Genomic DNA, 23,891 nt, shown 5'->3' on the forward strand with positions numbered 1-23,891 from the left:
AATATGATTTATATATATTTTTATGTCAGTATAGGTATAGTTTTCATTATAACGCTCAAATTAACAAAGATAAGAAGAAAAATGTTTTTTTATATAGTTAATTTGGGAGGGTTTATATGAAAGTTCGTATATTGGCATACATATGTATATTTTCTTTATATGTCAGTTTAGGCTCTTATTCTGTTTTTGCACAGGATAACTTATATGAAGAAATTCAAAAGCATGCAAAACAATATGAGATTGCACCTCAAAATGCGATGATTGATAAGATATGGAAAGCAACACCAGGATATAATGGAAGACAAGTTGATATGGAAGCATCCTATAACAATATGAAGAAGCTAAAGGAATTTGATCAAAAACACCTTGAATTTAAGGAAGTATCACCGAGTGTCCACTTAGAAGATTTATCACCTGCTCCAATTTATAGGGGGCATCCGAATAAAAAGATGGTGGGATTAACAATAAATGTGGCATGGGGAAACGAGTATTTGCCTCGTATATTAGAAATATTGAAAAAGCATGATGTGAAGGCGACTTTCTTTTTAGAAGGACGTTGGGTGAAAGAAAATTTACGATTTGCAAAAATGATTGTCGATGCAAATCAAGAAGTCGGAAATCATTCTTATACGCACCCTAATATGAAAACGCTATCGTCTGATGAAATACGAGAGCAGTTACAAAAAACAAATCGAATGATTGAAGCTGCTACGAATCAAAAGGTGAGATGGTTTGCCCCGCCGAGTGGAAGTTTTCGGGATGAAGTCGTGAAAATCGCTGATGATTTCCAAATGGGAACGATTATGTGGACTGTCGATACAATCGATTGGAAGCGACCTGAGCCAGATGTACTATTGCAGAGAGTAATGAGAAAAATACACCCAGGTGCTATCGTATTAATGCATCCTACTTCGTCAACGGCAGAAGCATTAGATACAATGATAAAAAAATTGAAGGAACAAGGATATAAAGTAGGGAATATAACAGAATTACTGGATGAAAAACGTGTGGATTAAATACATTTGCATGACATTCATCCTTAAACTTGTTATCATTAAATAATAGCACTTATTTAGAGAAACTGGCAGTAGGAGGAAAGTTTTTGATTAAAAAATATACTTGTAAAAATGGTGTAAGAATAGTTATGGAAAATATACCAACTGTAAGATCGGTTGCGATTGGTATTTGGATCCATGCGGGATCAAGAAATGAAAATGAAAAAAATAACGGGATTTCTCACTTTTTAGAGCATATGTTCTTTAAAGGGACAGAAACACGTAGTGCACGCGAAATTGCAGAATCATTTGATAGTATTGGTGGGCAAGTGAATGCTTTTACTTCAAAAGAGTACACTTGTTACTATGCAAAAGTGCTAGATGAACATGCTAAATATGCTTTAGATGTATTAGCTGACATGTTCTTTAATTCAACATTTGATGAAGAAGAATTGAAAAAAGAGAAGAATGTCGTATGTGAAGAAATTAAAATGTACGAAGATGCTCCAGACGATATTGTGCATGATATGTTAACGAAAGCAACATATGAAACGCATCCGCTTGGATATCCTATTTTAGGAACAGAAGAAACACTTGATACGTTTACAGGTGATACGCTACGCCAATATATTAAGGATCATTATACACCTGAAAATGTAGTTGTTTCAGTTGCAGGAAATATTGATGAAGCCTTCTTACAAACGGTAGAGCAATATTTCGGTAGTTATGAAGGAACAACAAACCGTGAACAAGTACATAGTCCAATTTTCCATTTTAACAAAGTAGCACGTAAAAAGGAAACAGAACAAGCTCATTTATGTTTAGGATATAAAGGCTTACAAATGGGACACGAAGATATTTATAACTTAATTGTATTAAATAACGTTTTAGGCGGTAGTATGAGTAGCCGTTTATTCCAAGAAGTACGTGAGCAACGTGGGTTAGCTTACTCAGTATTTTCTTACCATTCTTCTTATGAAGATACAGGTATGTTAACACTGTATGGTGGAACAGGTAGTCAACAATTAGATACACTGTATGAAACAATGCAAGAAACATTAGAAACATTGAAAAATACAGGTATTACAGAAAAAGAGCTTATTAATAGTAAAGAGCAATTAAAAGGAAACTTAATGTTAAGTTTAGAAAGTACGAATAGTCGTATGAGCCGTAATGGTAAAAATGAATTGCTACTTCGTAAGCATCGTTCACTTGATGAGATTATCGAAAGTGTAAACACTGTAACAAAAGAAAATGTAGATGGGTTAATTCGTAACATGTTTACAGATGAATTCTCTGCAGCATTAATTAGTCCAGATGGAAAACTTCCAAAAGGAATAAAACTATAATCAACTTTTACGATGTATCTGAAAATAACCTTCTCTCTTTTTAAATGAGAGAAGGTTATTTTTTTTATACATATAGAATAGGTACTAATTATAGACAATGCAAATGAAAAATTTAGTAGGGGAGTGGAGTGAGTATGCGATTAAGTGAATTAAGCGGTAAAGAGGTTGTAGATATAGAAAAAGCGGAAAAAATGGGAGCCTTAGGTTATATGGATTTAGAGATTAATGAGAAAGACGGACAAATACAAACACTTATAATACCTGTAGGGAAGTGGGGAGGTTTTAAAAAGGAACCACAAGAAGTAAGAGTGGCATGGAGTCAAATAAAGAAAGTCGGACACGATATGCTTCTTTGTGATAGTATAGATCGTTCAAATTCGGAGTGAAGGATGGCCATTTTGGTCATCTTTTTTTGTATCTACATAGAAACCTGATAAATCATATGTGCATTTGGATTTTCAATCACCATAAACTCGTACATTACATATGATGTGGAGGAAAAAGAAAAAGTAGGCACTTTTCTTATAAATGACAGAAAAAGAAGGTGAATTAGGGAATGTTGACTGAGATGCATATTGCTGTCATAGGAGGAGATGCAAGGCAGCTAGAAGTAATTCGTAAGCTAGTTGAATTGGATGCGAAACTTTCTTTGATAGGTTTTGATCAGTTAGATCATGGTTTCACAGGGGCAGCAAAAGAAAGTATACAAAATTTAGATTTCACTTCTGTAGACGCAATTATTTTGCCGGTTGCCGGTACAAATGCCAAAGGAGAAGTAGATACTATTTTTTCAAATGAAAAAGTTTCAATAGCGAAAGAACAAATTGAAAATACACCAGAACACTTTACTATATATTCCGGTATTGGTACACCTTACTTGGAAAATCTCGTATCTACTACGAATCGAAAACTTGTTAAATTATTTGATCGTGATGATGTAGCAATATACAATTCTATTCCAACGGTAGAAGGTACATTAATGATGGTAATTCAACATACCGACTATACAATTCATGGGTCCAATGTAATGGTTCTAGGATTTGGGAGAACAGGAATGAGTGTTGCGAGAGCATTTCAATCATTAGGAGCCCATGTCAAAGTTGGAGCAAGACGATCTGAACATATTGCACGTATTACAGAAATGATGTTTTCTCCTTTTCATATGCAAGACATAGAGAAAGAAGTAGGAAATATCGATATTGTAATTAATACGATTCCGCATCTCGTTGTAACAGCGAATGTTATTGCAAAAATGCCAGCTCATACGTTAGTGATTGATTTAGCTTCTAAACCAGGCGGTACTGACTTTAGATATGCGGAAAAAAGAGGAGTCAAAGCATTGCTAGCACCTGGATTACCAGGTATTGTTGCCCCAAAAACGGCTGGGCAAATTTTAGCAAATGTTCTTTCTCAGTTATTAGCAGCAGATGCAATTGCAAAGGAGGAGGAAAAGAAATGAGTTTGAAGGGGAAACGAATTGGTTTCGGATTTACAGGTTCACATTGTACGTACGAAGAAGTAATGCCTCATTTAGAAAAATTAATTGCTGAGGGAGCAGAAGTACGTCCTGTTGTTTCTTACACTGTTCAATCAACAAATACTAGATTTGGAGAAGGAGCAGAGTGGATTAAGAAGATTGAAGAAATAACAGGTTTTAAAGCAATTAATTCAATCGTTGGTGCAGAACCACTAGGACCTAAAATTCCACTAGATTGTATGGTAATTGCACCACTAACAGGGAATTCTATGAGTAAATTTGCAAATGCAATGACAGACTCTCCAGTATTAATGGCAGCGAAAGCGACGTTAAGAAATGGCAAGCCTGTCGTATTGGCTGTTTCGACGAATGATGCTCTAGGGCTTAATGGAGTAAATCTCATGCGCCTAATGGCAACAAAAAACATCTACTTCGTCCCATTCGGCCAAGATGCACCAGAGAAAAAACCGAACTCAATGGTAGCTCGCATGGAGCTGCTGGAAGATACAGTGTTAGAAGCGCTGCAAGGGAAGCAATTGCAACCGGTGGTCGTAGAAAAATTCAGATATATGAATTAAAAAACGAAAAAAAACGGACAATTTTTGATGAAACCATCATTCTTACTGTAGAATATGATAAAATTAACGTTATTAAGATCAGAAGGGGTATTGTATACTCCTTCTGATTCTAAGTTATAGAAGGATTGGTATCTAGAAAGGGGCATAGTGATGGAAAAGCAAAAAACTTTTCATGTCGCTGTAGTTGGAGCAACCGGCGCAGTTGGTGAACAAATGTTAAATACTTTAGAGAAACGAGAATTTCCAATCGGGAAATTAACGTTACTTTCATCTAAACGATCTGCAGGTAAGAAACTTGTATTTAAAGGCGAAGAATTTACAGTTCAAGAGGCAACTCCTGAAAGCTTTGAAGGAGTAGATATCGCACTATTTAGTGCTGGTGGATCTGTATCGAAACAATTAGCGCCAGAAGCAGCAAAACGCGGTGCGATTGTTGTTGATAATACAAGTGCATTCCGTATGACAGAAAACGTGCCACTTGTTGTACCTGAAGTAAATGAAAACGACTTAAAAGAGCATAATGGTATTATTGCAAATCCAAACTGTTCTACAATTCAAATGGTAGTAGCTCTTGAGCCAGTTCGTCAGCAATATGGTTTAAAACGAGTAATCGTTTCCACATATCAAGCTGTATCAGGTGCTGGTGCGGCAGCTATTGAAGAACTGCATGAACAATCACAAGCAATCTTAAATGGCGAAGAAGTTAAGGCAAATGTTCTTCCTGTATCAGGTGATAAGAAGCATTTCCCAATTGCTTTTAATGCGATTCCACAGATTGATAAATTCCAAGATAATGGATTTACGTTTGAAGAAATGAAAATGATTAACGAAACGAAAAAAATTATGCATATGCCTGAATTAGAAGTAGCGGCAACATGTGTACGTTTACCAGTTGTATCAGGACACTCTGAGTCTGTTTACATCGAAGTAGAAAAAGAAGGCGTAACAGTAGCAGAATTAAAGAGCTTACTTGCAAATGCGGAAGGTATTGTTCTGCAAGATAATCCAGAAGAGCAGTTATATCCAATGCCAGCTACTGCAGTAGGTAAAAACGAAGTATTCGTTGGAAGAATCCGTAAAGATTTAAATAACGATAAAGGATTCCATCTTTGGGTCGTATCTGATAACTTATTAAAAGGCGCTGCATGGAATTCTGTTCAAATTGCAGAGCGCTTAGTAAAATTACAATTAGTGTAAACGGCTAAGAGAAGGTGCAAAATATGAAAATAATTGTTCAAAAATTTGGTGGCACATCAGTACGTGATGACAATGGACGTAAGCATGCGCTTCATCATATAAAAAAATCATTAGCTGCTGGTTATAAAGTAGTTACTGTCGTATCTGCTATGGGCCGTAAAGGTGAACCATATGCAACGGATACGTTATTAAGTCTTGTAAATCAAGAGGAATCTACTATTTCTAAACGTGAGCAAGATTTATTATTATCATGCGGAGAGTTAATCTCTGCAATTGTTTTCTCTAATATGTTGAATGAGAACGGTATAAAAGCAGCAGCATTAAATGGTGCACAAGCTGGTTTTGTAACGAATGATGACTTTACGAATGCAAAGATTATTGAAATGAATTGCGATCGTATACATGAAGAGTTAGAAAATGTAGATGTAATCGTCGTTACAGGATTCCAAGGGCAAACGAAAAAAGGTGATACGACAACACTTGGACGCGGAGGTAGTGATACTTCAGCTTCAGCATTAGGTGTTGCACTTCATGCTGAATACATCGATATATTCACTGATGTAGAAGGTGTTATGACTGCAGATCCTCGTATTGTAAAAGATGCACGTCATCTTCAAACTGTAACGTATAACGAAATTTGTAACATGGCTTATCAAGGTGCGAAAGTCGTTCATCCACGTGCAGTTGAAATTGCGATGCATGCAAAAGTGCCACTTCGTGTACGTTCTACGTATTCTGATAGTGAAGGTACGCTTATTTCAGCATATGACGGTGCTACAAGAGGTCGTGATGTAGAAGAACGTCCTGTTACGGGCATTGCTCACGTATCAAACGTAACGCAAATTAAAGTGCTTGCAAAAGAAACGGCATATGATTTGCAACAACATGTGTTTAAAGAGATGGCGAACGAAGGAATAAGTGTTGATTTAATTAATATTTCACCTACTGGCGTAGCATATACGGTGAGTGATAATGTATCAAGTCATGCAGTTAAATTATTACAGAACCTTGGATATGAGCCAATTGTGACAGAACATTGTGCGAAAGTATCTATCGTTGGAGCTGGAATGGCAGGATACCCAGGGGTTACTGCGAAAATCGTTACAGCTTTAGCGGAAAAAGGTATTCAAATCCTGCAATCGGCAGATAGTCATACAACAATTTGGGTTCTTGTAAAAGAGACTGATTTAGTGGAGGCTGTAAATGCATTACATAGTGCGTTTGAGCTTTCAAAAGAAAAGCAACTGGAACAATAAGGAGTGAGACCATGATAGATTTTGGGACAATTGCAACCGCGATGGTAACACCGTTTGATATAAACGGGAATATCGATTTTGCAAAGACAACGAAATTGGTAAATTATTTAATTGATAACGGTACAACAGCAATCGTGGTAGGAGGAACGACAGGAGAATCTCCTACATTAACTTCAGAAGAGAAAGTAGCGTTATATCGCCATGTCGTATCTGTTGTCGATAAAAGAGTGCCCGTAATCGCTGGAACAGGTAGCAATAATACGCATGCTTCTATTGACTTAACAAAAAAGGCAACAGAAGTTGGTGTGGATGCAGTAATGCTAGTAGCACCGTATTATAACAAACCGAGTCAAGAAGGAATGTATCAGCATTTTAAAGCAATTGCTGAAAGCACGCCGCTTCCGGTTATGCTATATAACGTTCCAGGACGATCTATTGTACAAATCTCCGTTGATACAGTTGTTCGTTTATCAGAAATAGAAAACATTGTTGCTATTAAAGATGCCGGCGGCGATGTGTTAACAATGACAGAAATCATTGAAAAAACAGCGGACGACTTTGCGGTATACAGCGGTGATGACGGTTTAACGTTACCAGCTATGGCAGTTGGAGCGAAAGGTATCGTTTCGGTAGCCTCTCATGTTATCGGAAACGAAATGCAAGAAATGATTACAGCATTTCAAGCAGGAGAATTTAAGAAGGCACAAAAATTACATCAATTACTTGTAAGAGTAACTGATTCATTATTTATGGCGCCAAGTCCAACTCCAGTAAAAACAGCGTTACAAATGGTTGGATTAGATGTAGGTTCTGTACGTTTACCACTTCTTCCATTAACAGAAGAAGAAAGAGTAACGTTACAATCTGTAATGCAATCTATCCCTCGTTAATAAAAAATGACCTAGTGTAGAACTAGGTCATTTTTTATTATATGCAAATCTTTTCCTCTTTTTCTCACCTATATGTGTTCTTATAAGAATATTAATCGCTTCTTCATTATGTGTATAAGAAAATAATTGTACCCCTTTAACTGAGTCAAAAAATGATAGATATTATGGCATAAACGTAATAAACTACGGTGTCTGTTTTTAGAGAAATCCCCTCAAATGTGACGTAATTCATAAAAAAACTCCATTTTGTAAGTGTTTTTGTTGGATTCTAGAAAAATAAATCTTGAAACTCCCTATTATGAAATGAATTTAGCGTATGTATGGCTAGTTTTTCAAAATAATATGGAGTATAAAATCGGAGTAAATATAAAGGAAATACGTTCGATACTTTTGTTGTCATTCCGTTCTTTTACTCTTTCTTTCGCACGATTTAACTTGTGTTCTATTTCTTGTATCAGGTATAATATGGCTAAGTAGCTTAGTACGGGTATGCTTAGCAAAATTGGGAAAAATTATAATTTAATTAAATTTTCATATCATATCGAATAAGATATTTGATTTATATAATGAAAGAGAGGTGAAACCTGGTTTAAAAAATAAACAAGGACATGATATCGCATAACGGTAAGGACATTCGTCTTGGACGGTGAAAATATGGTGGTTGTAGAGTTTCCCCTGGTGTCTCTGCAATTTTAGTGAAATCAGTGTTTGCAAGATTTTTAAACCAGGCAACAACATGAAGAGAAAAGAGAATGAGTCTGTTAAAGTATTTGCTCTTGGTGGAGTAGGTGAAATCGGGAAAAACATGTACTGTGTTGAAATTGATTCTGAAATCTTTATTGTAGATGCAGGGTTAATGTTCCCGGGAGATGAAATGTTTGGAATTGATATCGTTATTCCTGATATTACATATTTAGTGGAAAATCAAGAGCGAGTAAAAGGTTTATTTATTACTCACGGTCATGAAGATCATATTGGTGGAATTGTGTATGTACTTCGTAAATTATCTATTCCAGTCTATGCAACGAAATTAACAGTAGGACTTATACAAGAAAAACTTGGTGAAGCGGGCATGTTAGGCCGTGTAGACCTAAAAACAATCGATTCAAATTCAACAGTAGAATTTAACACTACAACGGTGTCATTCTTCGGAACGACACATAGTATTCCGGATTCTGTTGGCGTTTGTTTCCATACATCAAAAGGTGCAGTCGTATATACGGGAGACTTTAAATTCGATCAAACTCCAATTGGAAATAGTGGAGCAGACCTTGGGAAAATGGCGCAAATCGGAAATGAAGGCGTACTTTGCTTATTATCTGATAGTACAAACGCAGAGCGCCCAGGCTATACAGGTTCAGAAAAAGAAGTTGGTGTAGAAATCTCTAAAGTGTTCTACGGCGCAGAAGGTCGTATTATCGTTGCTTCATTTGCATCGAATGTACATCGTATTCAACAAGTATTTGATGCAGCTGCTGAAACAGGGCGAAAAGTAGCGGTAGTAGGACGTAGTATGGTGAAAGTAGTAGACATTGCAAGACGTCTTGGTTATTTAGATGTTCCAGAAGGTATGGTTATTTCATTACAAGAAGTAGACAACTTTCCAGAGAAGAAGGTAGCTATTTTAACGACAGGTAGTCAAGGTGAACCGATGGCTGCTCTATCTAGAATGGCAAAACAAGCACATAAACAAATTTCAATTCGTAAAGGTGATACTGTTATCATTGCTGCTTCGCCAATTCCGGGTAATGAAATATCTGTATCAAAAATTATTGATTTGTTATTTAGAGCTGGAGCTGAAGTTGTTTATTACGGCGAACGAAAAGTTCACGTGTCAGGTCACGGTAGCCAAGAAGAATTAAAATTAATGTTAAATTTAATGAAACCAAAGTACTTTGTACCCGTACATGGTGAGTTCCGTATGCAAAAAGCACATGCATATTTAGCTGAAGATGTAGGGATTACAAGAGAAAATATCTTTATCGTAGAAAAAGGCGATGTAATTGCTTTTGGTGACGATGAAGCGAACTTAGTCGGTAAAGTACAAGCTGGTAATGTTTTAATTGATGGATTAGGTGTAGGTGACGTTGGTAATATCGTTCTTCGAGATAGAAAGATGTTATCTCAAGATGGAATACTAGTAGTTGTTGTAACGCTTGGTAAAGATGAAAAGAAAATTATCTCTGGTCCAGAAATCATTTCACGTGGTTTCGTATATGTTCGTGAATCAGAAGCGTTAATTGAACGATCTACAGAGATTGTACGTATGATTGTTGAGCAGTCAATTAAAGAATATTCAATTGAATGGTCAATGTTAAAACAAAATATTCGTGAATTATTAGGACAGTTCTTGTACGAAGAGACAAAGAGAAAACCTATGATTTTACCGATTATTATGGAAGTATAAAAAGATCACCCTTATGGGTGATCTTTTTTCTTTTTAACCCTATCGAATGAAATTTATAACTTAAGAAATAATAGTTATATACGAGTGAAAGGGGATGCGAAATGACAGAACGTGATCGATATACAAATGAAGAAAAAGAAGCTGAGCCAAAAGAAGTTGGAAAAGAGGCTTCAATAGTTGAAAAAATTCAACAGCTTGGACAGACAAATGTACCACAGATGAATGAATCACGTATTCATTGTTTAACGATTATCGGACAAGTGGAAGGTCATGTTCAATTACCACCGCAAAATAAAACAACAAAATATGAGCATATCATTCCGCAAATTGTTGCGATTGAACAAAATCCGAAAATTGAAGGTTTGCTTTTAATATTAAATACGGTTGGAGGTGACGTTGAAGCTGGGCTAGCAATTTCTGAAATGGTAGCTTCACTTTCAAAACCAACAGTATCTCTAGTTTTAGGTGGGGGACATTCCATCGGTGTACCGATTGCTGTTTCTACTGACTATTCGTTTATTGCGGAAACTGCGACGATGACAATTCATCCAATTCGTTTAACAGGTCTTGTCATAGGTGTGCCACAAACATTTGAGTATTTGGATAAGATGCAAGAAAGAGTCATTCGTTTTGTGACGAAGCACTCGAAAGTAACAGAAGATCGTTTTAAAGAGCTTATGTTTGCGAAAGGAAATTTAACGCGAGATATTGGGACGAATGTAATTGGTGGGGATGCAGTAAAGTACGGTCTTATAGATGATGTCGGCGGTATTGGAAATGCAATTCGAAAATTAAACGAATTAATAGATGTTCGTGCGGAAGATAGTACAGAAGGGACAATGCTACAATGATTTTATATACAATTATGCCAGAGCAACTTGTGTATCCGGCCGATTATTCACAATGTGAAAGTCAAAAAGTTGTAAATATAAATGGTGTGGAATTAATGGTTTCTGAAGAGGAACATGGATGTTATTCTATTGTACGTGTGCTAAGTACGGACCCGCTTCACTATTTAGAGTTTGAGCCCGGTCAGAAAATAACCTTTTAGCAAAAAGAAGGATTTTGTTTAGAAGCTATGGTATAATATAAAAAACAAGACGGTTGAGCAGCCATGAGTAGGCTGCTTTCTTCTGTTTATTTAGCATTTTACAAGAAGTGTAAAAATAGAAGATATAAAGACCTGAAAAATAGAGAAAACAGACATATAAATAGAGCATTTTGAGGGGAGCTTTATTTATATGTAGAACGCGAGGTGAAGAAATGGCAAAACAAAAGCAAAGAGGGACGAAGGCAAAGGCAAGGCGTACGATAAAGCCAACTTTGTATTATGAAATTGTCGGTTTAACTCTTTTTGCACTTTCAATCATTACGATTTTACAGCTAGGCGTTGTAGGAAAATCGTTTGTGTTATTTTTTCGCTTCTTCTTTGGTGAGTGGTACATAATTGGTGTGTTAGGTGTAATAGCTTTATCGGTTTCCTTTGTTATAAAACGCGGATGGCCGAACCTTTTAAATAAACGATTAATTGGATTTTATTTAATTGTATTGGCGATATTAATGTTTAGTCATATTACATTATTTAACCTTCTTACAAAAGATGGAGCAGTGCAAAATACTTCTGTTATTGTGAGTACGAAAGATAACTTCTTTCTTGAAATGAAAAAGGGGCCAGATAGCGTTCATTTAGGTGGTGGTATGTTTGGTGCGCTTATGTTCGCAACATGTTACTTCTTATTTGACGAAGTAGGAGCTTATATCATTGGTATTATTCTAGTTATTCTCGGTATACTTTGTATAACAAATAAGCATATTGGAGAAGTGTTAGCGCCAGTTGGTAGAATTCTTAGAAGTCAATTTCAAGTGATGCAAGGGGATTATAAAGATTGGAGAGCTAAAAGAACGGCTGAACAAACAGAAAAGAAAAAAACAACAAGAAGCACAAGAAGCAAACGTGCTGCAGAACAAGAAGAAATTATTGAGCCGATGGAAGAAATTTCAATTGATCCTCCGATTATTTCGAATTTCACTGAGAATTATCCTGTAAATGAAGAAGAGGATAAACGAATCGAAGTAGAGGAAGAAGATTTGATCACTTCACCGTTTATTGAAGAGACTCCGCCAATTGAAGAACCAAAGAAAAAGCGTGGAGAAAAAATTGTTGAATCGTTAGAGAGTGAAGCGCAAGCACCTCCTATGCAATTTTCAAATGTAGAAAATAAAGATTACAAGCTTCCTTCACTTGATATATTAAAATTTCCAAAGAATAAGCAAGTTACAAATGAAAATGCGGAAATTTATGAGAATGCTCGTAAATTAGAACGTACATTCCAAAGTTTCGGAGTGAAAGCGAAAGTAACAAAAGTACATAGAGGCCCTGCAGTTACAAAATATGAAGTGTATCCTGATATGGGGGTAAAAGTAAGCAAAATTGTCAGTTTAAGTGATGATTTAGCCCTTGCTTTAGCTGCAAAGGACATTCGTATTGAAGCGCCAATTCCCGGGAAATCAGCTGTAGGGATCGAAGTTCCGAACTCAGAAGTTTCGATGGTAACACTGAGGGAAGTGCTTGATTCTAAGGCTAATAACCATCCGGAAGAGAAGTTGTTAATTGGTCTTGGCCGAGATATTACAGGTGAAGCTGTATTAGCCCGTCTAAATAAAATGCCCCATTTACTCGTAGCTGGTGCGACAGGTAGCGGGAAAAGTGTATGTATTAACGGTATTATTGTTAGTATTTTAATGCGTGCAAAACCACATGAAGTAAAATTAATGATGATTGACCCGAAAATGGTAGAGTTAAATGTATATAACGGTGTGCCTCATTTGTTAACGCCAGTTGTAACTGATCCGAAAAAAGCATCGCAAGCATTGAAAAAAGTTGTGAGTGAAATGGAACGTCGTTATGAATTGTTTGCTCATAGTGGTACACGTAACATTGAAGGATACAACGATTATATAAAAGAGCATAATAGTCAATCAGAAGCGAAACAACCCGAATTACCTTATATTGTAGTAATTGTGGACGAGTTAGCAGATTTAATGATGGTTGCTTCGTCTGATGTAGAGGATGCGATTATGCGTCTAGCGCAAATGGCTCGTGCTGCTGGTATTCATTTAATTATTGCAACGCAACGTCCGTCAGTTGATGTTATTACGGGTGTTATTAAAGCAAATATTCCATCACGTATTGCATTCGCTGTATCTTCTCAAACAGATTCTCGTACAATTCTTGACGGTGGTGGTGCAGAGAAGCTACTAGGTCGTGGAGACATGCTGTTTATACCAATTGGTGCATCGAAACCTGTACGTGTACAAGGCGCATTTTTATCAGATGATGAAGTTGAGAGAGTTGTAGAATATGTCATTGGACAGCAAAAAGCACAATATCAAGAAGATATGATCCCGCAAGATGTTCCTGATACGAAGCAGGAAGTAGAAGATGAATTATATGATGAAGCGGTTCAACTTGTAGTGGAAATGCAAACAGCATCTGTTTCTATGTTACAACGTAGGTTTAGAGTAGGTTATACGCGAGCTGCTCGCCTAATTGATGCAATGGAAATGAATGGTGTAGTAGGTCCATATGAAGGTAGTAAACCGAGAGAAGTGCTCATTAATGATGTACAAGAAAAAAGTTCTTAAAAAAAGCCTAATTGTTTTTACAATTAGGCTTTTTTATATAGTGTTTTTGTTATATACTATACTCAGTAATAAAGAAAGGGCTTACATTCAGGGGTGCTCTTTAGAATACGAATACTTTGAGTATGTTTTATGTAAATGTTCGATATTTAATGCGGAAAAATGTTAGATTTTGTTGACACGTATGAGAGCAAGTGGTAAGATTACTTCGAAAAGAATCACTGCCTCATATAATCTTGGAGATAAGGTCCATAAGTTTCTACCTGGCAACCATGAATTGCTAGACTATGAGGGGAAAAGTGTGTAACAAAGGATGTAAAGGATCTTTGTGCCGAACTTTTTCTCGAAATGAGGAATGTTTATGGTGCAAAGTTTTTTTTATGCAATAAAGAGTGAAAATTTCATTTAAAAAAATTATTATTATTTATTCGACAATTACGCTTATTTTGGTGTTTAGTCATTTGTACTATGTTGTAAGTTGAAAAAAGAGAAAAGAAGTCTTACATCAGAGGTCGAATAATTGAAATGCGGGGGAGTCTTATGTCAGTAAAATCCGATAGTCGTCACCTATATCTACGGGTGATTGATCACATCAAAGAAAAAATTAAAGATGGGGCTTATAAAGAACGACAAAAGTTACCATCAGAGTTTGATTTAGCGAAAGAACTTGGCGTAAGTAGAGCGACTTTAAGGGAAGCGTTGCGTATTTTAGAAGAAGAAAATGTTGTCATTCGTAGACATGGTGTAGGGACGTTTGTAAATGCAAAGCCATTATTTTCTTCTGGAATAGAACAACTTTCTAGTATTACAGATATGATTTCTAGTGTGGGGAAAACACCAGGAACAATCTTTTTATCATCATCTACTACAACTTTAACAGAAGAGGAAAAAGAGAAGTTTAATAGTGAAGATGGTTTTAATGCAGTGATGATTGAACGCGTGCGTACAGCAGATGGGGAACCTGTTGTGTATTGTATCGATAAACTTGCAAAAGAAATATTGCCAGATTTATCGGGTTACAATGAGGAATCATTATTAACGGTGATACATAATAACACACATAAGCGCATAACATATGCGGTTGCCCACATTGAGCCAATTGGCTATCACCCTAAAATCTCACCGATTTTAGAATGTGAGCCTGAAACAGCACTGCTTGTATTAAAACAAATGCACTATGATCAAAATGATGAGCCAATCTTATATTCTATCAATTACTTTAGAGCTGATAAATTTAGCTTCCACGTATTAAGAAAGCGTATGTAGGTAAATTCCTTTTTAGGGAGGTGACAGCAAGAAGTAAGGAACAGCAGCGTAAGAATAAATAAATAAATAAATATATATCATTTTTGGAGGGGTTTCTAGTATGAAGAAAAAAGCAGGCCTTTTATTATCATTAACATTAGCAGCAAGTACAGTTTTAGGTGCATGTGGTAACTCGGATAAGGCGAGCAGTGACAAGAAAGACACGAAAGACAATAAAGACTTCAAGGTTGGTCTCGTAACGGATGTTGGGGGCGTTGATGATAAGTCATTTAACCAATCTTCTTGGGAAGGGTTACAAAAGTTTGGTAAAGATAATGGTTTAAAAGAAAAGACAAATTATCGTTACCTTCAGTCTGAAAAAGAAGCTGATTATATTCCGAATTTAAAAAAATTCTCAAAAGATAAATATGATTTAACATTCGGAATTGGTTATAAATTAGAAGGTGCAATTAAAGAAGTAGCAAAAGAATCTTCAAAACAACAATTTGCAATCGTAGATACTGTTGTAGATGCACCGAACGTAACGAGCATTACGTTTAAAGATCATGAAGGATCATTCCTTGTAGGTGCGGTAGCAGCTATGTCAACAAAATCAAATAAAGTAGGATTTGTTGGTGGAATGAAAAGTGATTTAATTAGTAAATTTGAAAATGGATTTAAAGCTGGTGCAAAGGCAGTAAATCCAAACATTGAAATCGTATCTGAATATGCAGAAGCATTCGATAAGCCTGAAAAAGGTACAGTTCTTGCTTCAGCAATGTATGGTCAAGGCGTAGACGTAATTTATCATGCTGCTGGTGGTACAGGTAACGGTGTGTTCACAGAAGCGAAAAACCGTAAGAAAAAAGGTGAAAATGTATGGGTAATCGGTGTTGACCGTGACCAACATCAAGAAGGTATGCCTGAAAATGTAACATTAACTTCAATGATTAAACGTGTTGATGTAGCTGTAGAAAAAGTAGCTAAAGAAGCAAAAGATGGAAATTTAAAAGGTGGGAAAATTGAAGAGTTTGGCTTAAAAGATGACGGTATTGGTATTTCAAAAACAACTGATAACGTGAAAAAAGTTAACCCTGAAATTTTAACAAAAGTAGAAGAGCTTGAAAAGAAAATTACAGCCGGTGAAATTAAAGTGCCAGCTACAGATAAAGAGTATAAAGAATACGAAGCTTCTCTAAAAAAATAAATAGAGAAATAGCAAAGGTTAGTTCATAGAACTAACCTTTGTATGTATAAAACTTCCGAATTGCTTAATAAGTTAATAGTGTAATAGGGAATGTTCCCTGTTAAAAGGAGGAACACAATGGAATACGTAATTGAGATGAATAACATTACGAAAGTATTCCCAGGCATTGTAGCGAATGATGATATTACGCTGCAAGTAAAGCAGGGTGAGATACATGCTTTACTTGGAGAAAATGGTGCAGGGAAATCCACATTGATGAATGTACTATTTGGTTTGTACCAACCAGAGCAGGGTGAAATTAAAATTAAAGGTAAACCTGTAAAAATTACAAATCCGAATATAGCAAATGACCTTGGTATTGGAATGGTCCATCAACACTTTATGCTTGTTCATAATTTTACAGTTACAGAGAATATTATTCTCGGAAATGAACCGAAGAAAAAAGGGAAAATTGCTGTTGAGGATGCTGCTAAAGAAATTCAAAAACTGTCTGAACAATACGGTTTGGCTGTAGATCCATATGCGAAAATACAGGATATTTCAGTTGGTATGCAACAGCGTGTTGAGATTTTGAAAACTCTTTACCGCGGTGCAGAAATTTTAATATTTGATGAACCGACAGCTGTGTTAACACCACAAGAAATTCATGAGCTAATTCAAATTATGAAAAAGCTTGTACAAGAAGGAAAATCTATTGTTCTTATTACACATAAGTTGAAAGAAATTATGGAAGTTTGCGATCGTTGTACGATTATTCGTAAAGGAAAAGGGATTGGAACGGTTGACGTTGCAAATACGGATGAAAATAAACTTGCAGAATTAATGGTCGGACGTCAAGTGAATTTTAAAACAGAAAAAATAGACGCGAAGCCAAAAGAAGAGGTACTTTCAATTGAAAACCTTGTTGTTCACGATGCACGTCAACTACCTGCTGTAAAAGGCCTTGACTTAACTGTTCGTGCGGGGGAAATTGTTGGGATTGCAGGGATTGATGGAAACGGACAAAGTGAATTAATAGAAGCGATTACTGGTTTACGAAAAGTTGAGTCAGGTTCTATTGCAATTAAAGGAAAAGAAATAACAAATTGGCCTGTTAGAAGAATAACAGAAGAAGGAATTGGTCATATTCCAGAAGATCGTCATAAACACGGACTCGTTCTTGATTTTTCTGTTAGAGATAATATAGTTCTTCAAACGTACTATAAAAATCCGTTTTCAAAGAAAGGGATTTTAAATTTCAGCAAAATTACAGAAAAAGCAAAGGCTCTTATTGAACAGTTTGATGTACGTACACCTAGTGAGCAAACGTTAGCACGCGCTCTATCTGGGGGCAATCAACAAAAAGCAATTATTGCACGTGAAGTAGACCGAAATCCAGATTTATTAATTGCGGCACAGCCAACACGTGGTTTAGATGTAGGAGCAATTGAATTTATTCATAAGAGATTAATAGAGCAAAGGGATAAAGGAAAAGGTGTATTACTTTTATCATTAGAGTTAGATGAAATCTTAAATGTTAGCGATCGAATTGCTGTTATTTATGAAGGGGAAATTGTAGCAATAGTTGATGCGAAAGAAACGAATGAACAACAGCTTGGATTGTTAATGGCTGGAGGAACAAAGAAGGAGCAGGTGGGTACAAATGGCTAAAAAACTTTTAACAGAACGAACGATAAATATTTTAGTCCCAGTACTATCCGTTATTTTCGGCTTACTTGTAGGAGCGATTGTAATGCTAGTTAGTGGCTATGATCCAATTGTTGGTTATAGTGCACTTTGGACAGGAATGTTCGGCAGCGCAAGTGCGATTGGTGAAACGCTCCGTACAATGATACCGCTTATTCTTGCTGGCTTATCGGTGGCGTTTGCATTTCGTACAGGTTTATTTAATATCGGGGTAGAGGGTCAATTGTTAGTTGGTTGGCTTGCGGCGGTTTGGTTCGGTTATGCAGTCTCACTACCAGCGTTCCTTCATATTCCATTATCGATTTTATTTGCCGCATTGGTGGGCGGAATTTGGGGCTTCATTCCGGGATATTTAAAAGGGAAGTTTCAAGTGAATGAAGTTATTGTAACTATTATGATGAACTATATTGCGTTGTATGTAACGTATGACATCATTAAGCGTTTCTTACATGCGGGTAATGACAAAACGTATGATATTAAAGAGAGTGCGTCACTATCTTCAGACTGGCTTGCTTCTATTACTGACGGTTCACGTCTACACTGGGGAATTATTGTAGCAATTTTAATCGCTATTTTAATGTGGTTCTTATTAGATCGAACAACTTTAGGTTACGAATTAAAGTCTGTAGGATTTAATCAGCATGCTTCTCAATATGCAGGTATGAAAGTTTCTCGTAATGTAGTATTCTCTATGACAATTGCTGGTGCATTTGCGGGGATTGGTGGAGCGATGGAAGGATTAGGGACATTCCAGAGTATGACAGCGATGTCTTCGTTTACAGGAGTAGGATTTGATGGGATTGCCGTAGCATTACTTGGAGGGAATAATCCGTTTGGTATAATCCTTTCAGCTTTATTATTTGGTGGTTTGAAAAGTGCTTCCCCTCAAATGAACTTTGAGGCAGATGTACCGTCAGAGCTTATTAATGTAATTATTGCATGTATCATCTTCTTTGTTGCATGTAGTTATGTGTTAAGATGGGCGCTTACACGCATGAGCAAGGAGGGGAAATAAATGAGCTTTTTAGATATATTAGCCATTCTTGTGACGGGTACGTTATATACATCGGCACCTATCATTTTCACAGCACTAGGTGGTGTATTTAGTGAACGATCAGGTGTTGTAAATATCGGATTAGAAGGACTAATGCTATTTGGTGCATTTATTGGAGTTGTTACAAACTTATTAATGGGTGATACTTGGGGAACGATGACTCCATGGATTGCGTTATTATTTGCGGCAATTGGTAGTGGATTATTTGCATTACTTCATGCGGTAGCTTCTATTACATTCCGAGCAGATCAAGTTGTAAGTGGTGTAGCCATTAACTTCTTATCTCTTGGTTTAACAGTATTTGCAATTAAGAAGATTTTTGATAAAGGGCAGACTGACTTTATTCAGTATCGTATTGAAAAGATTGATATTCCAGGCCTTTCGGATATTCCGGTTTTAGGGAAAATATTTTTCTCGAACGTACCAATAACGTCGTATATTGCCATTATTTTAGCATTCGTTGTTTGGTATGTTATTTATAAAACACCGTTCGGTCTTCGTCTACGTGCTGTTGGTGAACACCCAATGGCAGCGGATACGATGGGGATTAATGTATATAAAATGCGTTATATTGGAGTCTGTATTTCAGGAGTGTTTGCTGGAATCGGTGGAGCGATTTTTGCAATGTCAATTTCTAATAACTTCTCAGGGGCAACTATTACAGGACAAGGTTTCTTAGCTTTAGCTGCTATGATTTTTGGGAAGTGGAATCCACTAGGCGCATTAGGTGCAGCTCTATTCTTTGGTTTTGCGCAATCTCTAAGTGTAACGGGCGGAACAATTCCTGTATTAGATCAAATTCCAAGTGTTTTATTAACGATATTACCATATGTATTCACAATATTAGCGCTTGTTGGTTTTGTAGGTCGTTCTGAAGCTCCGAAAGCATTAGGAACTCCTTATGAAAAAGGAAAACGATAAGTATTTTATAAGTATAAAAAAGCTCGCACATTAGTGTGGGCTTTTTTACATAGAATATATTTAATACGGAATTTTACTATGTTCCTTACATATTAAAGTTTTTAGAAAGAATCATATGTAAGCATAATAAGGGAGAAAAGTTGATTTTTTATTTCTAAAAACTGTATATTGAAGAGGAATATTCCTATATACGTAAAGGAGGGCTATAAATGAAACTAATGGAACAACAACTACATGAGTTAGATGGTTTGCGCGTACATATTATTCCGACTGATAAATATAAAACGAATACCTTTGTATTTCGTTTTAAAGCGCCTTTAAATGAGGAGACGGTGACAGAGCGTGCCTTATTGCCATACGTATTGCAAAGTGCGACAGAAAAATTACCTTCTGTAATTCGTCTTCGTCAATATTTAGAAGAATTATACGGATCTTCTTTAGCGGTAGATGTAAGTAAAAAAGGGGAAGACCATATTATCTCCATTTATGTAGACATTGCAAATGAAGTTTACTTACATGATGCACCACCGTTATTTGAAAAAGCGCTTTCTATGTTGTCAGATATTGTGTTACATCCAGCAACGGAGGGCAACGGTTTCCTATCTTCTATCGTAGAAAGTGAAAAAAGAGCACTGTTACAGAGAATTGAAGCTACTTATGACGATAAAATGCGTTATGCAAACGAGCGTTTAATTGAAGAAATGTGCAAAGTAGAACCGTATCGTTTAAGTGCAAATGGAAAAAAAGAGAGTGTTATGTCTATTACAAATGAAAGTCTGTATCAATATTATCAAAAGGTGTTAGCGGAAGATGAAATGGATCTATATATTATTGGTGATATTTCAGAAAACGCCGTTGATCTTGTAAGTAAGTATTTTTCTATTTCAGCTCGTCCAGTGAGAGAAAGAAATGTACTCCTTCATAGACGAAATAATGAAGAAAAAGAAGTTGTTGAAAAACAAGAATTAAAACAAAGTAAATTACACATCGGTTATCGTACATTTGTCACATATAAAGATGAAGATTATTTTGCATTGCAATTGTTCAATGGATTGTTTGGTGGCTTTTCTCATTCGAAGTTATTCGTAAATGTGCGTGAAAAAAATAGTTTAGCGTACTATGCAGCATCGCGCTTTGAAAGTCATAAAGGTTTATTATTTGTTATGTCAGGAATTGAAGCGAAAAATTATGAAAAAGCAGTTGAGATTATTAAAGAACAAATGCTTGCGATGCAAAACGGAGAGTTTTCTGAAGAAGAAATACATCAAACAAAAAGTGTCATCCAAAATCAAATATTAGAGGCAATTGATACACCACGTGGCTTTGTAGAAATGCTATATCATGGTATTATTTCAGATCGTACACGTCCAGTTGAAGAATGGCTTACAGGTATAGAAAGTGTGACAAAAGAAGAAATTGTAAAAGTTGCTAAAAATATTGAACTAGATACAATTTACTTTTTACAAGGAACGGAGGGAGAGTAAATGGAGAAAATTGTTTATGAGCAATTAAAAGAAACACTCTATTATGAAAAACTTCCTAATGGATTAGATGTATATGTTTTACCGAAACAAGGATTTAATAAAACATTTGCGACGTTTACGACGAAATATGGTTCTGTAGATAATACATTTGTACCATTAGGGAAAGAAGAAATGATTCGTGTGCCAGATGGGATTGCACATTTTCTTGAGCATAAATTATTTGAAAAAGAAGATCACGATGCTTTCCAATTGTTTAGTAAACAAGGAGCATCGGCAAATGCTTTTACATCCTTTACACGAACAGCTTACCTTTTTTCAGGTACTTCAAACGTAGAACAAAATTTAAATACATTGCTAAACTTCGTACAAGAGCCCTATTTCTCTGAAAAAACGGTTGAAAAAGAGAAGGGGATTATTGGGCAAGAAATTCAAATGTATCAAGATAACCCAGATTGGCGTTTGTACTTTGGGTTAATTGATAGCTTATTTGTAAAACACCCAATTAAAATTGATATTGCGGGGACAATCGAATCTATTAGTAAAATTACGAAAGATTTATTATATGAATGTTATGAAACATTTTATCATCCGAGCAATATGTTATTATTTGTTGTGGGTGCAATTGATCCAGAGAAAACAATGGATTTAGTACGTGAAAATCAAGCGAAAAAAGATTATAAAAACCAGCCAGAAATTGTGCGTTCATTTGAAGAAGAACCACATGAGGTAAATGAAAAGAAAAAAATTATTTCAATGCCTGTGCAAACACCGAAATGTTTAGTTGGTATTAAAGCGACTAATTTAAAAGAAAAGGGGCAAGCGCTTTTAAAACAAGAAATTGCGCTTACGTTACTTTTAGATTATTTATTTGGAAAAAGTTCTGTTCATTACGAAGCTTTATATAATGAAGGACTTATTGATGATTCATTCTCGTATGACTATACAGAAGAAAATAACTTCGGTTTTGCAATGGTTGGCGGTGATACGAAACAACCTGATGAATTGGCAAATCGTTTAAAAGATATTTTATTAAAAACAGATTATGATCAATTAGATGCGGCGGCATTAGAACGAGTGAAGAAAAAGAAAATTGGTGGTTTTTTACGCTCGTTGAATTCACCAGAATATATTGCAAATCAATTTACACGATACGCGTTTAATGAATCTAGCCTATTTGACGCATTGACTGTATTAGAAGGACTAACCGTTCAAGACTTACAAGAAGTAGCGAAATTATTGTTATCAGAAGAAAAAATGAGTATTTGTCAGGTGTTACCGAAAAAATAAAATTAAAAAGATACCCTCATCTTATCATTGAAAAATTGTAAGATGAGGGTATTATTTAGTTGTGTGAAAATTGAACTTGTAGAGATAAGAGAGGGACTTTATGAAAAAGTATGCGTTAGTAACTGGAGGGAGCGGAGGAATTGGCTCTGCTATTTCGAAACAATTAATTCAAGATGGATATACAGTTTATGTTCATTACAATAACAGTGAAGAAAAGGTATTGGAATTGCAGAAGGCATGGGGAGAAGTTATCCCTGTTCAAGCTAATTTAGCTTCTAGTGATGGAGCAGAACGGTTGTGGGGACAAATTGAACATCCTATTGATGTTATTGTATACGCAGCTGGGAAGAGTATTTTTGGACTAGTAACAGATGTAACAAACGATGAATTGGATTATATGGTAGAACTTCAAGTGAAGAACGTATATAAATTACTTTCTATGGCACTTCCGCCTATGATCGGGAGAAGAAGTGGTAATATTGTAATTGTTTCATCTATATGGGGACAAATAGGGGCTTCTTGTGAAGTACTTTATTCAATGGTAAAAGGGGCGCAAAATTCATATGTGAAAGCTTTAGCGAAAGAAGTTTCTTTAAGTGGATTACGTGTGAATGCAGTAGCACCAGGAGCAATTGAAACGGAAATGTTAAGTGTTTTTTCTGAAGAAGATAAAATGGGAATTGCTGAAGATATACCATTAGGTAGAATAGGATTACCAGAAGAAGTAGCGAAAACAGTTTCATTTCTCGTATCACCAGGAGCGTCTTACATAACTGGACAAATTATCGGAGTGAATGGCGGTTGGCACTGCTAAAAAATTCTTACATAAAAAATGAATAGTTGCACAAATTAAGGATGATTTTATTACTCAATAGTGAGGTGCTTAATTATGTCAGTATTAGATAATTTTGATCAGTGGAAGAGCTTTTTAGGAGAACGTTTAGAGCAAGCGCAAGACAAAGGTTTAGATGGCGGTGCGGTATCAGATATGGCATTTCGTGTTGGCGACTATCTTGCTAATGAAGTAGAAGGACGCAATGACCAAGAGAAATTATTAGCTGAGCTTTGGAAAGTTGCTGATGAACAGGAGCAACATACAATTGCAAATTTAATGGTTAAGTTTGTACAACATAAGTAAAAGTAGAGAGGAGATTCTCCTCTCTACTTTTTTTGTATAATAATTACACAGGATAGATTATACATTTAGCTTCCCTAT

21 protein-coding genes and 1 riboswitch are annotated in these 23,891 nt (G+C 35.9%); all 21 genes read left to right on the forward strand.

From position 1 onward, the window contains the following. Positions 1-116 precede the first annotated feature (116 nt). Positions 117-1,016, forward strand: coding sequence for a polysaccharide deacetylase family protein (locus ES895_RS04960; protein WP_000868232.1), 900 nt, complete (start codon positions 117-119; stop codon positions 1,014-1,016). An 86-nt stretch (positions 1,017-1,102) separates the two neighbouring features. After that, on the forward strand, positions 1,103-2,344 hold the full coding sequence (locus ES895_RS04965; RefSeq protein WP_000592989.1) for a M16 family metallopeptidase: 1,242 nt from the start codon (positions 1,103-1,105) through the stop codon (positions 2,342-2,344). Between the two features lie 134 nt (positions 2,345-2,478). After that, positions 2,479-2,730 carry a YlmC/YmxH family sporulation protein gene (locus ES895_RS04970; protein WP_001239756.1) on the forward strand — a complete coding sequence of 84 codons (252 nt, stop codon included), beginning with the start codon at positions 2,479-2,481 and terminating at the stop codon, positions 2,728-2,730. Between the two features lie 170 nt (positions 2,731-2,900). Then, the gene (gene dpaA, locus ES895_RS04975) at positions 2,901-3,803 is read left to right on the forward strand and encodes a dipicolinic acid synthetase subunit A (protein WP_053512443.1); all 903 of its coding nucleotides are present in this window, start codon (positions 2,901-2,903) and stop codon (positions 3,801-3,803) included. Beyond that, on the forward strand, positions 3,800-4,399 hold the full coding sequence (gene dpaB / locus ES895_RS04980) for a dipicolinate synthase subunit B (protein ID WP_000053596.1): 600 nt from the start codon (positions 3,800-3,802) through the stop codon (positions 4,397-4,399). Before dpaA ends, dpaB begins: the two co-directional genes overlap by 4 nt. 150 nt (positions 4,400-4,549) lie before the next feature. Next, positions 4,550-5,596 carry an aspartate-semialdehyde dehydrogenase gene (gene asd, locus ES895_RS04985; RefSeq protein ID WP_000414846.1) on the forward strand — a complete coding sequence of 349 codons (1,047 nt, stop codon included), beginning with the start codon at positions 4,550-4,552 and terminating at the stop codon, positions 5,594-5,596. A gap of 23 nt (positions 5,597-5,619) precedes the next feature. Continuing rightward, positions 5,620-6,852 (forward strand): aspartate kinase, encoded by a 1,233-nt coding sequence (gene dapG, locus ES895_RS04990; protein ID WP_000692451.1) that lies wholly within the window; start codon positions 5,620-5,622, stop codon positions 6,850-6,852. Positions 6,853-6,863: 11 nt separating this feature from the next. Beyond that, on the forward strand, positions 6,864-7,742 hold the full coding sequence (gene dapA, locus ES895_RS04995; protein WP_000564763.1) for a 4-hydroxy-tetrahydrodipicolinate synthase: 879 nt from the start codon (positions 6,864-6,866) through the stop codon (positions 7,740-7,742). 736 nt (positions 7,743-8,478) lie between these two features. Next, positions 8,479-10,149, forward strand: coding sequence for a ribonuclease J (locus ES895_RS05000; RefSeq protein WP_000823096.1), 1,671 nt, complete (start codon positions 8,479-8,481; stop codon positions 10,147-10,149). Between the two features lie 101 nt (positions 10,150-10,250). Beyond that, the gene (gene tepA / locus ES895_RS05005; protein ID WP_000139818.1) at positions 10,251-11,000 is read left to right on the forward strand and encodes a translocation-enhancing protein TepA; all 750 of its coding nucleotides are present in this window, start codon (positions 10,251-10,253) and stop codon (positions 10,998-11,000) included. Further along, on the forward strand, positions 10,997-11,200 hold the full coding sequence (locus ES895_RS05010; protein WP_000605020.1) for a YlzJ-like family protein: 204 nt from the start codon (positions 10,997-10,999) through the stop codon (positions 11,198-11,200). Before tepA ends, ES895_RS05010 begins: the two co-directional genes overlap by 4 nt. A 212-nt stretch (positions 11,201-11,412) precedes the next feature. Continuing rightward, positions 11,413-13,794, forward strand: coding sequence for a DNA translocase FtsK (locus tag ES895_RS05015; RefSeq protein ID WP_001118776.1), 2,382 nt, complete (start codon positions 11,413-11,415; stop codon positions 13,792-13,794). Between the two features lie 203 nt (positions 13,795-13,997). Next, a riboswitch (purine riboswitch) is annotated at positions 13,998-14,099 on the forward strand. Between the two features lie 232 nt (positions 14,100-14,331). Next, a complete protein-coding gene (locus ES895_RS05025) occupies positions 14,332-15,057 on the forward strand; it encodes a GntR family transcriptional regulator (RefSeq protein WP_000114182.1) in 726 nt (241 codons plus the stop codon). 100 nt (positions 15,058-15,157) lie between these two features. After that, a complete protein-coding gene (locus tag ES895_RS05030; RefSeq protein ID WP_000725771.1) occupies positions 15,158-16,243 on the forward strand; it encodes a BMP family lipoprotein in 1,086 nt (361 codons plus the stop codon). A gap of 117 nt (positions 16,244-16,360) precedes the next feature. Continuing rightward, a complete protein-coding gene (locus ES895_RS05035) occupies positions 16,361-17,893 on the forward strand; it encodes an ABC transporter ATP-binding protein (protein WP_000456908.1) in 1,533 nt (510 codons plus the stop codon). Further along, positions 17,886-18,944 (forward strand): ABC transporter permease, encoded by a 1,059-nt coding sequence (locus ES895_RS05040; RefSeq protein WP_001085254.1) that lies wholly within the window; start codon positions 17,886-17,888, stop codon positions 18,942-18,944. Before ES895_RS05035 ends, ES895_RS05040 begins: the two co-directional genes overlap by 8 nt. Further along, positions 18,945-19,904 (forward strand): ABC transporter permease, encoded by a 960-nt coding sequence (locus ES895_RS05045; RefSeq protein WP_000008857.1) that lies wholly within the window; start codon positions 18,945-18,947, stop codon positions 19,902-19,904. It begins immediately after the preceding gene. Between the two features lie 209 nt (positions 19,905-20,113). Further along, on the forward strand, positions 20,114-21,388 hold the full coding sequence (yfmF, locus tag ES895_RS05050) for an EF-P 5-aminopentanol modification-associated protein YfmF (RefSeq protein WP_000772405.1): 1,275 nt from the start codon (positions 20,114-20,116) through the stop codon (positions 21,386-21,388). After that, a complete protein-coding gene (gene yfmH, locus ES895_RS05055) occupies positions 21,389-22,675 on the forward strand; it encodes an EF-P 5-aminopentanol modification-associated protein YfmH (RefSeq protein WP_000411981.1) in 1,287 nt (428 codons plus the stop codon). A 100-nt stretch (positions 22,676-22,775) separates the two neighbouring features. Further along, positions 22,776-23,489, forward strand: coding sequence for an elongation factor P 5-aminopentanone reductase (ymfI, locus tag ES895_RS05060; protein WP_000759607.1), 714 nt, complete (start codon positions 22,776-22,778; stop codon positions 23,487-23,489). Between the two features lie 75 nt (positions 23,490-23,564). Beyond that, positions 23,565-23,813: a DUF3243 domain-containing protein gene (locus ES895_RS05065; RefSeq protein WP_000114450.1), complete on the forward strand. Its 249-nt coding sequence runs from the start codon at positions 23,565-23,567 to the stop codon at positions 23,811-23,813. Positions 23,814-23,891: the final 78 nt, after the last annotated feature.

Source organism: Bacillus sp. 007/AIA-02/001, from assembly GCF_004634455.1.
GTDB classification, from domain to species: domain Bacteria; phylum Bacillota; class Bacilli; order Bacillales; family Bacillaceae_G; genus Bacillus_A; species Bacillus_A cereus.

Excerpts from the sequence above, each read along its gene's own strand:
- dpaB (WP_000053596.1), top strand. The coding sequence starts at position 3,800 with ATGAGTTTGAAGGGGAAACGAATTGGTTTCGGATTTACAGGTTCACAT.
- ES895_RS05030 (WP_000725771.1), top strand. The coding sequence starts at position 15,158 with ATGAAGAAAAAAGCAGGCCTTTTATTATCATTAACATTAGCAGCAAGT.
- ES895_RS04970 (WP_001239756.1), top strand. The coding sequence starts at position 2,479 with ATGCGATTAAGTGAATTAAGCGGTAAAGAGGTTGTAGATATAGAAAAA.
- dapA (WP_000564763.1), top strand. The coding sequence starts at position 6,864 with ATGATAGATTTTGGGACAATTGCAACCGCGATGGTAACACCGTTTGAT.
- ES895_RS05035 (WP_000456908.1), top strand. The coding sequence starts at position 16,361 with ATGGAATACGTAATTGAGATGAATAACATTACGAAAGTATTCCCAGGC.
- dpaA (WP_053512443.1), top strand. The coding sequence starts at position 2,901 with ATGTTGACTGAGATGCATATTGCTGTCATAGGAGGAGATGCAAGGCAG.
- ES895_RS05015 (WP_001118776.1), top strand. The coding sequence starts at position 11,413 with ATGGCAAAACAAAAGCAAAGAGGGACGAAGGCAAAGGCAAGGCGTACG.
- ES895_RS05000 (WP_000823096.1), top strand. The coding sequence starts at position 8,479 with ATGAAGAGAAAAGAGAATGAGTCTGTTAAAGTATTTGCTCTTGGTGGA.
- yfmF (WP_000772405.1), top strand. The coding sequence starts at position 20,114 with ATGAAACTAATGGAACAACAACTACATGAGTTAGATGGTTTGCGCGTA.
- asd (WP_000414846.1), top strand. The coding sequence starts at position 4,550 with ATGGAAAAGCAAAAAACTTTTCATGTCGCTGTAGTTGGAGCAACCGGC.
- dapG (WP_000692451.1), top strand. The coding sequence starts at position 5,620 with ATGAAAATAATTGTTCAAAAATTTGGTGGCACATCAGTACGTGATGAC.
- ymfI (WP_000759607.1), top strand. The coding sequence starts at position 22,776 with ATGAAAAAGTATGCGTTAGTAACTGGAGGGAGCGGAGGAATTGGCTCT.
- ES895_RS05040 (WP_001085254.1), top strand. The coding sequence starts at position 17,886 with ATGGCTAAAAAACTTTTAACAGAACGAACGATAAATATTTTAGTCCCA.
- ES895_RS05025 (WP_000114182.1), top strand. The coding sequence starts at position 14,332 with ATGTCAGTAAAATCCGATAGTCGTCACCTATATCTACGGGTGATTGAT.
- ES895_RS04960 (WP_000868232.1), top strand. The coding sequence starts at position 117 with ATGAAAGTTCGTATATTGGCATACATATGTATATTTTCTTTATATGTC.
- tepA (WP_000139818.1), top strand. The coding sequence starts at position 10,251 with ATGACAGAACGTGATCGATATACAAATGAAGAAAAAGAAGCTGAGCCA.
- ES895_RS05010 (WP_000605020.1), top strand. The coding sequence starts at position 10,997 with ATGATTTTATATACAATTATGCCAGAGCAACTTGTGTATCCGGCCGAT.
- ES895_RS05045 (WP_000008857.1), top strand. The coding sequence starts at position 18,945 with ATGAGCTTTTTAGATATATTAGCCATTCTTGTGACGGGTACGTTATAT.
- yfmH (WP_000411981.1), top strand. The coding sequence starts at position 21,389 with ATGGAGAAAATTGTTTATGAGCAATTAAAAGAAACACTCTATTATGAA.
- ES895_RS05065 (WP_000114450.1), top strand. The coding sequence starts at position 23,565 with ATGTCAGTATTAGATAATTTTGATCAGTGGAAGAGCTTTTTAGGAGAA.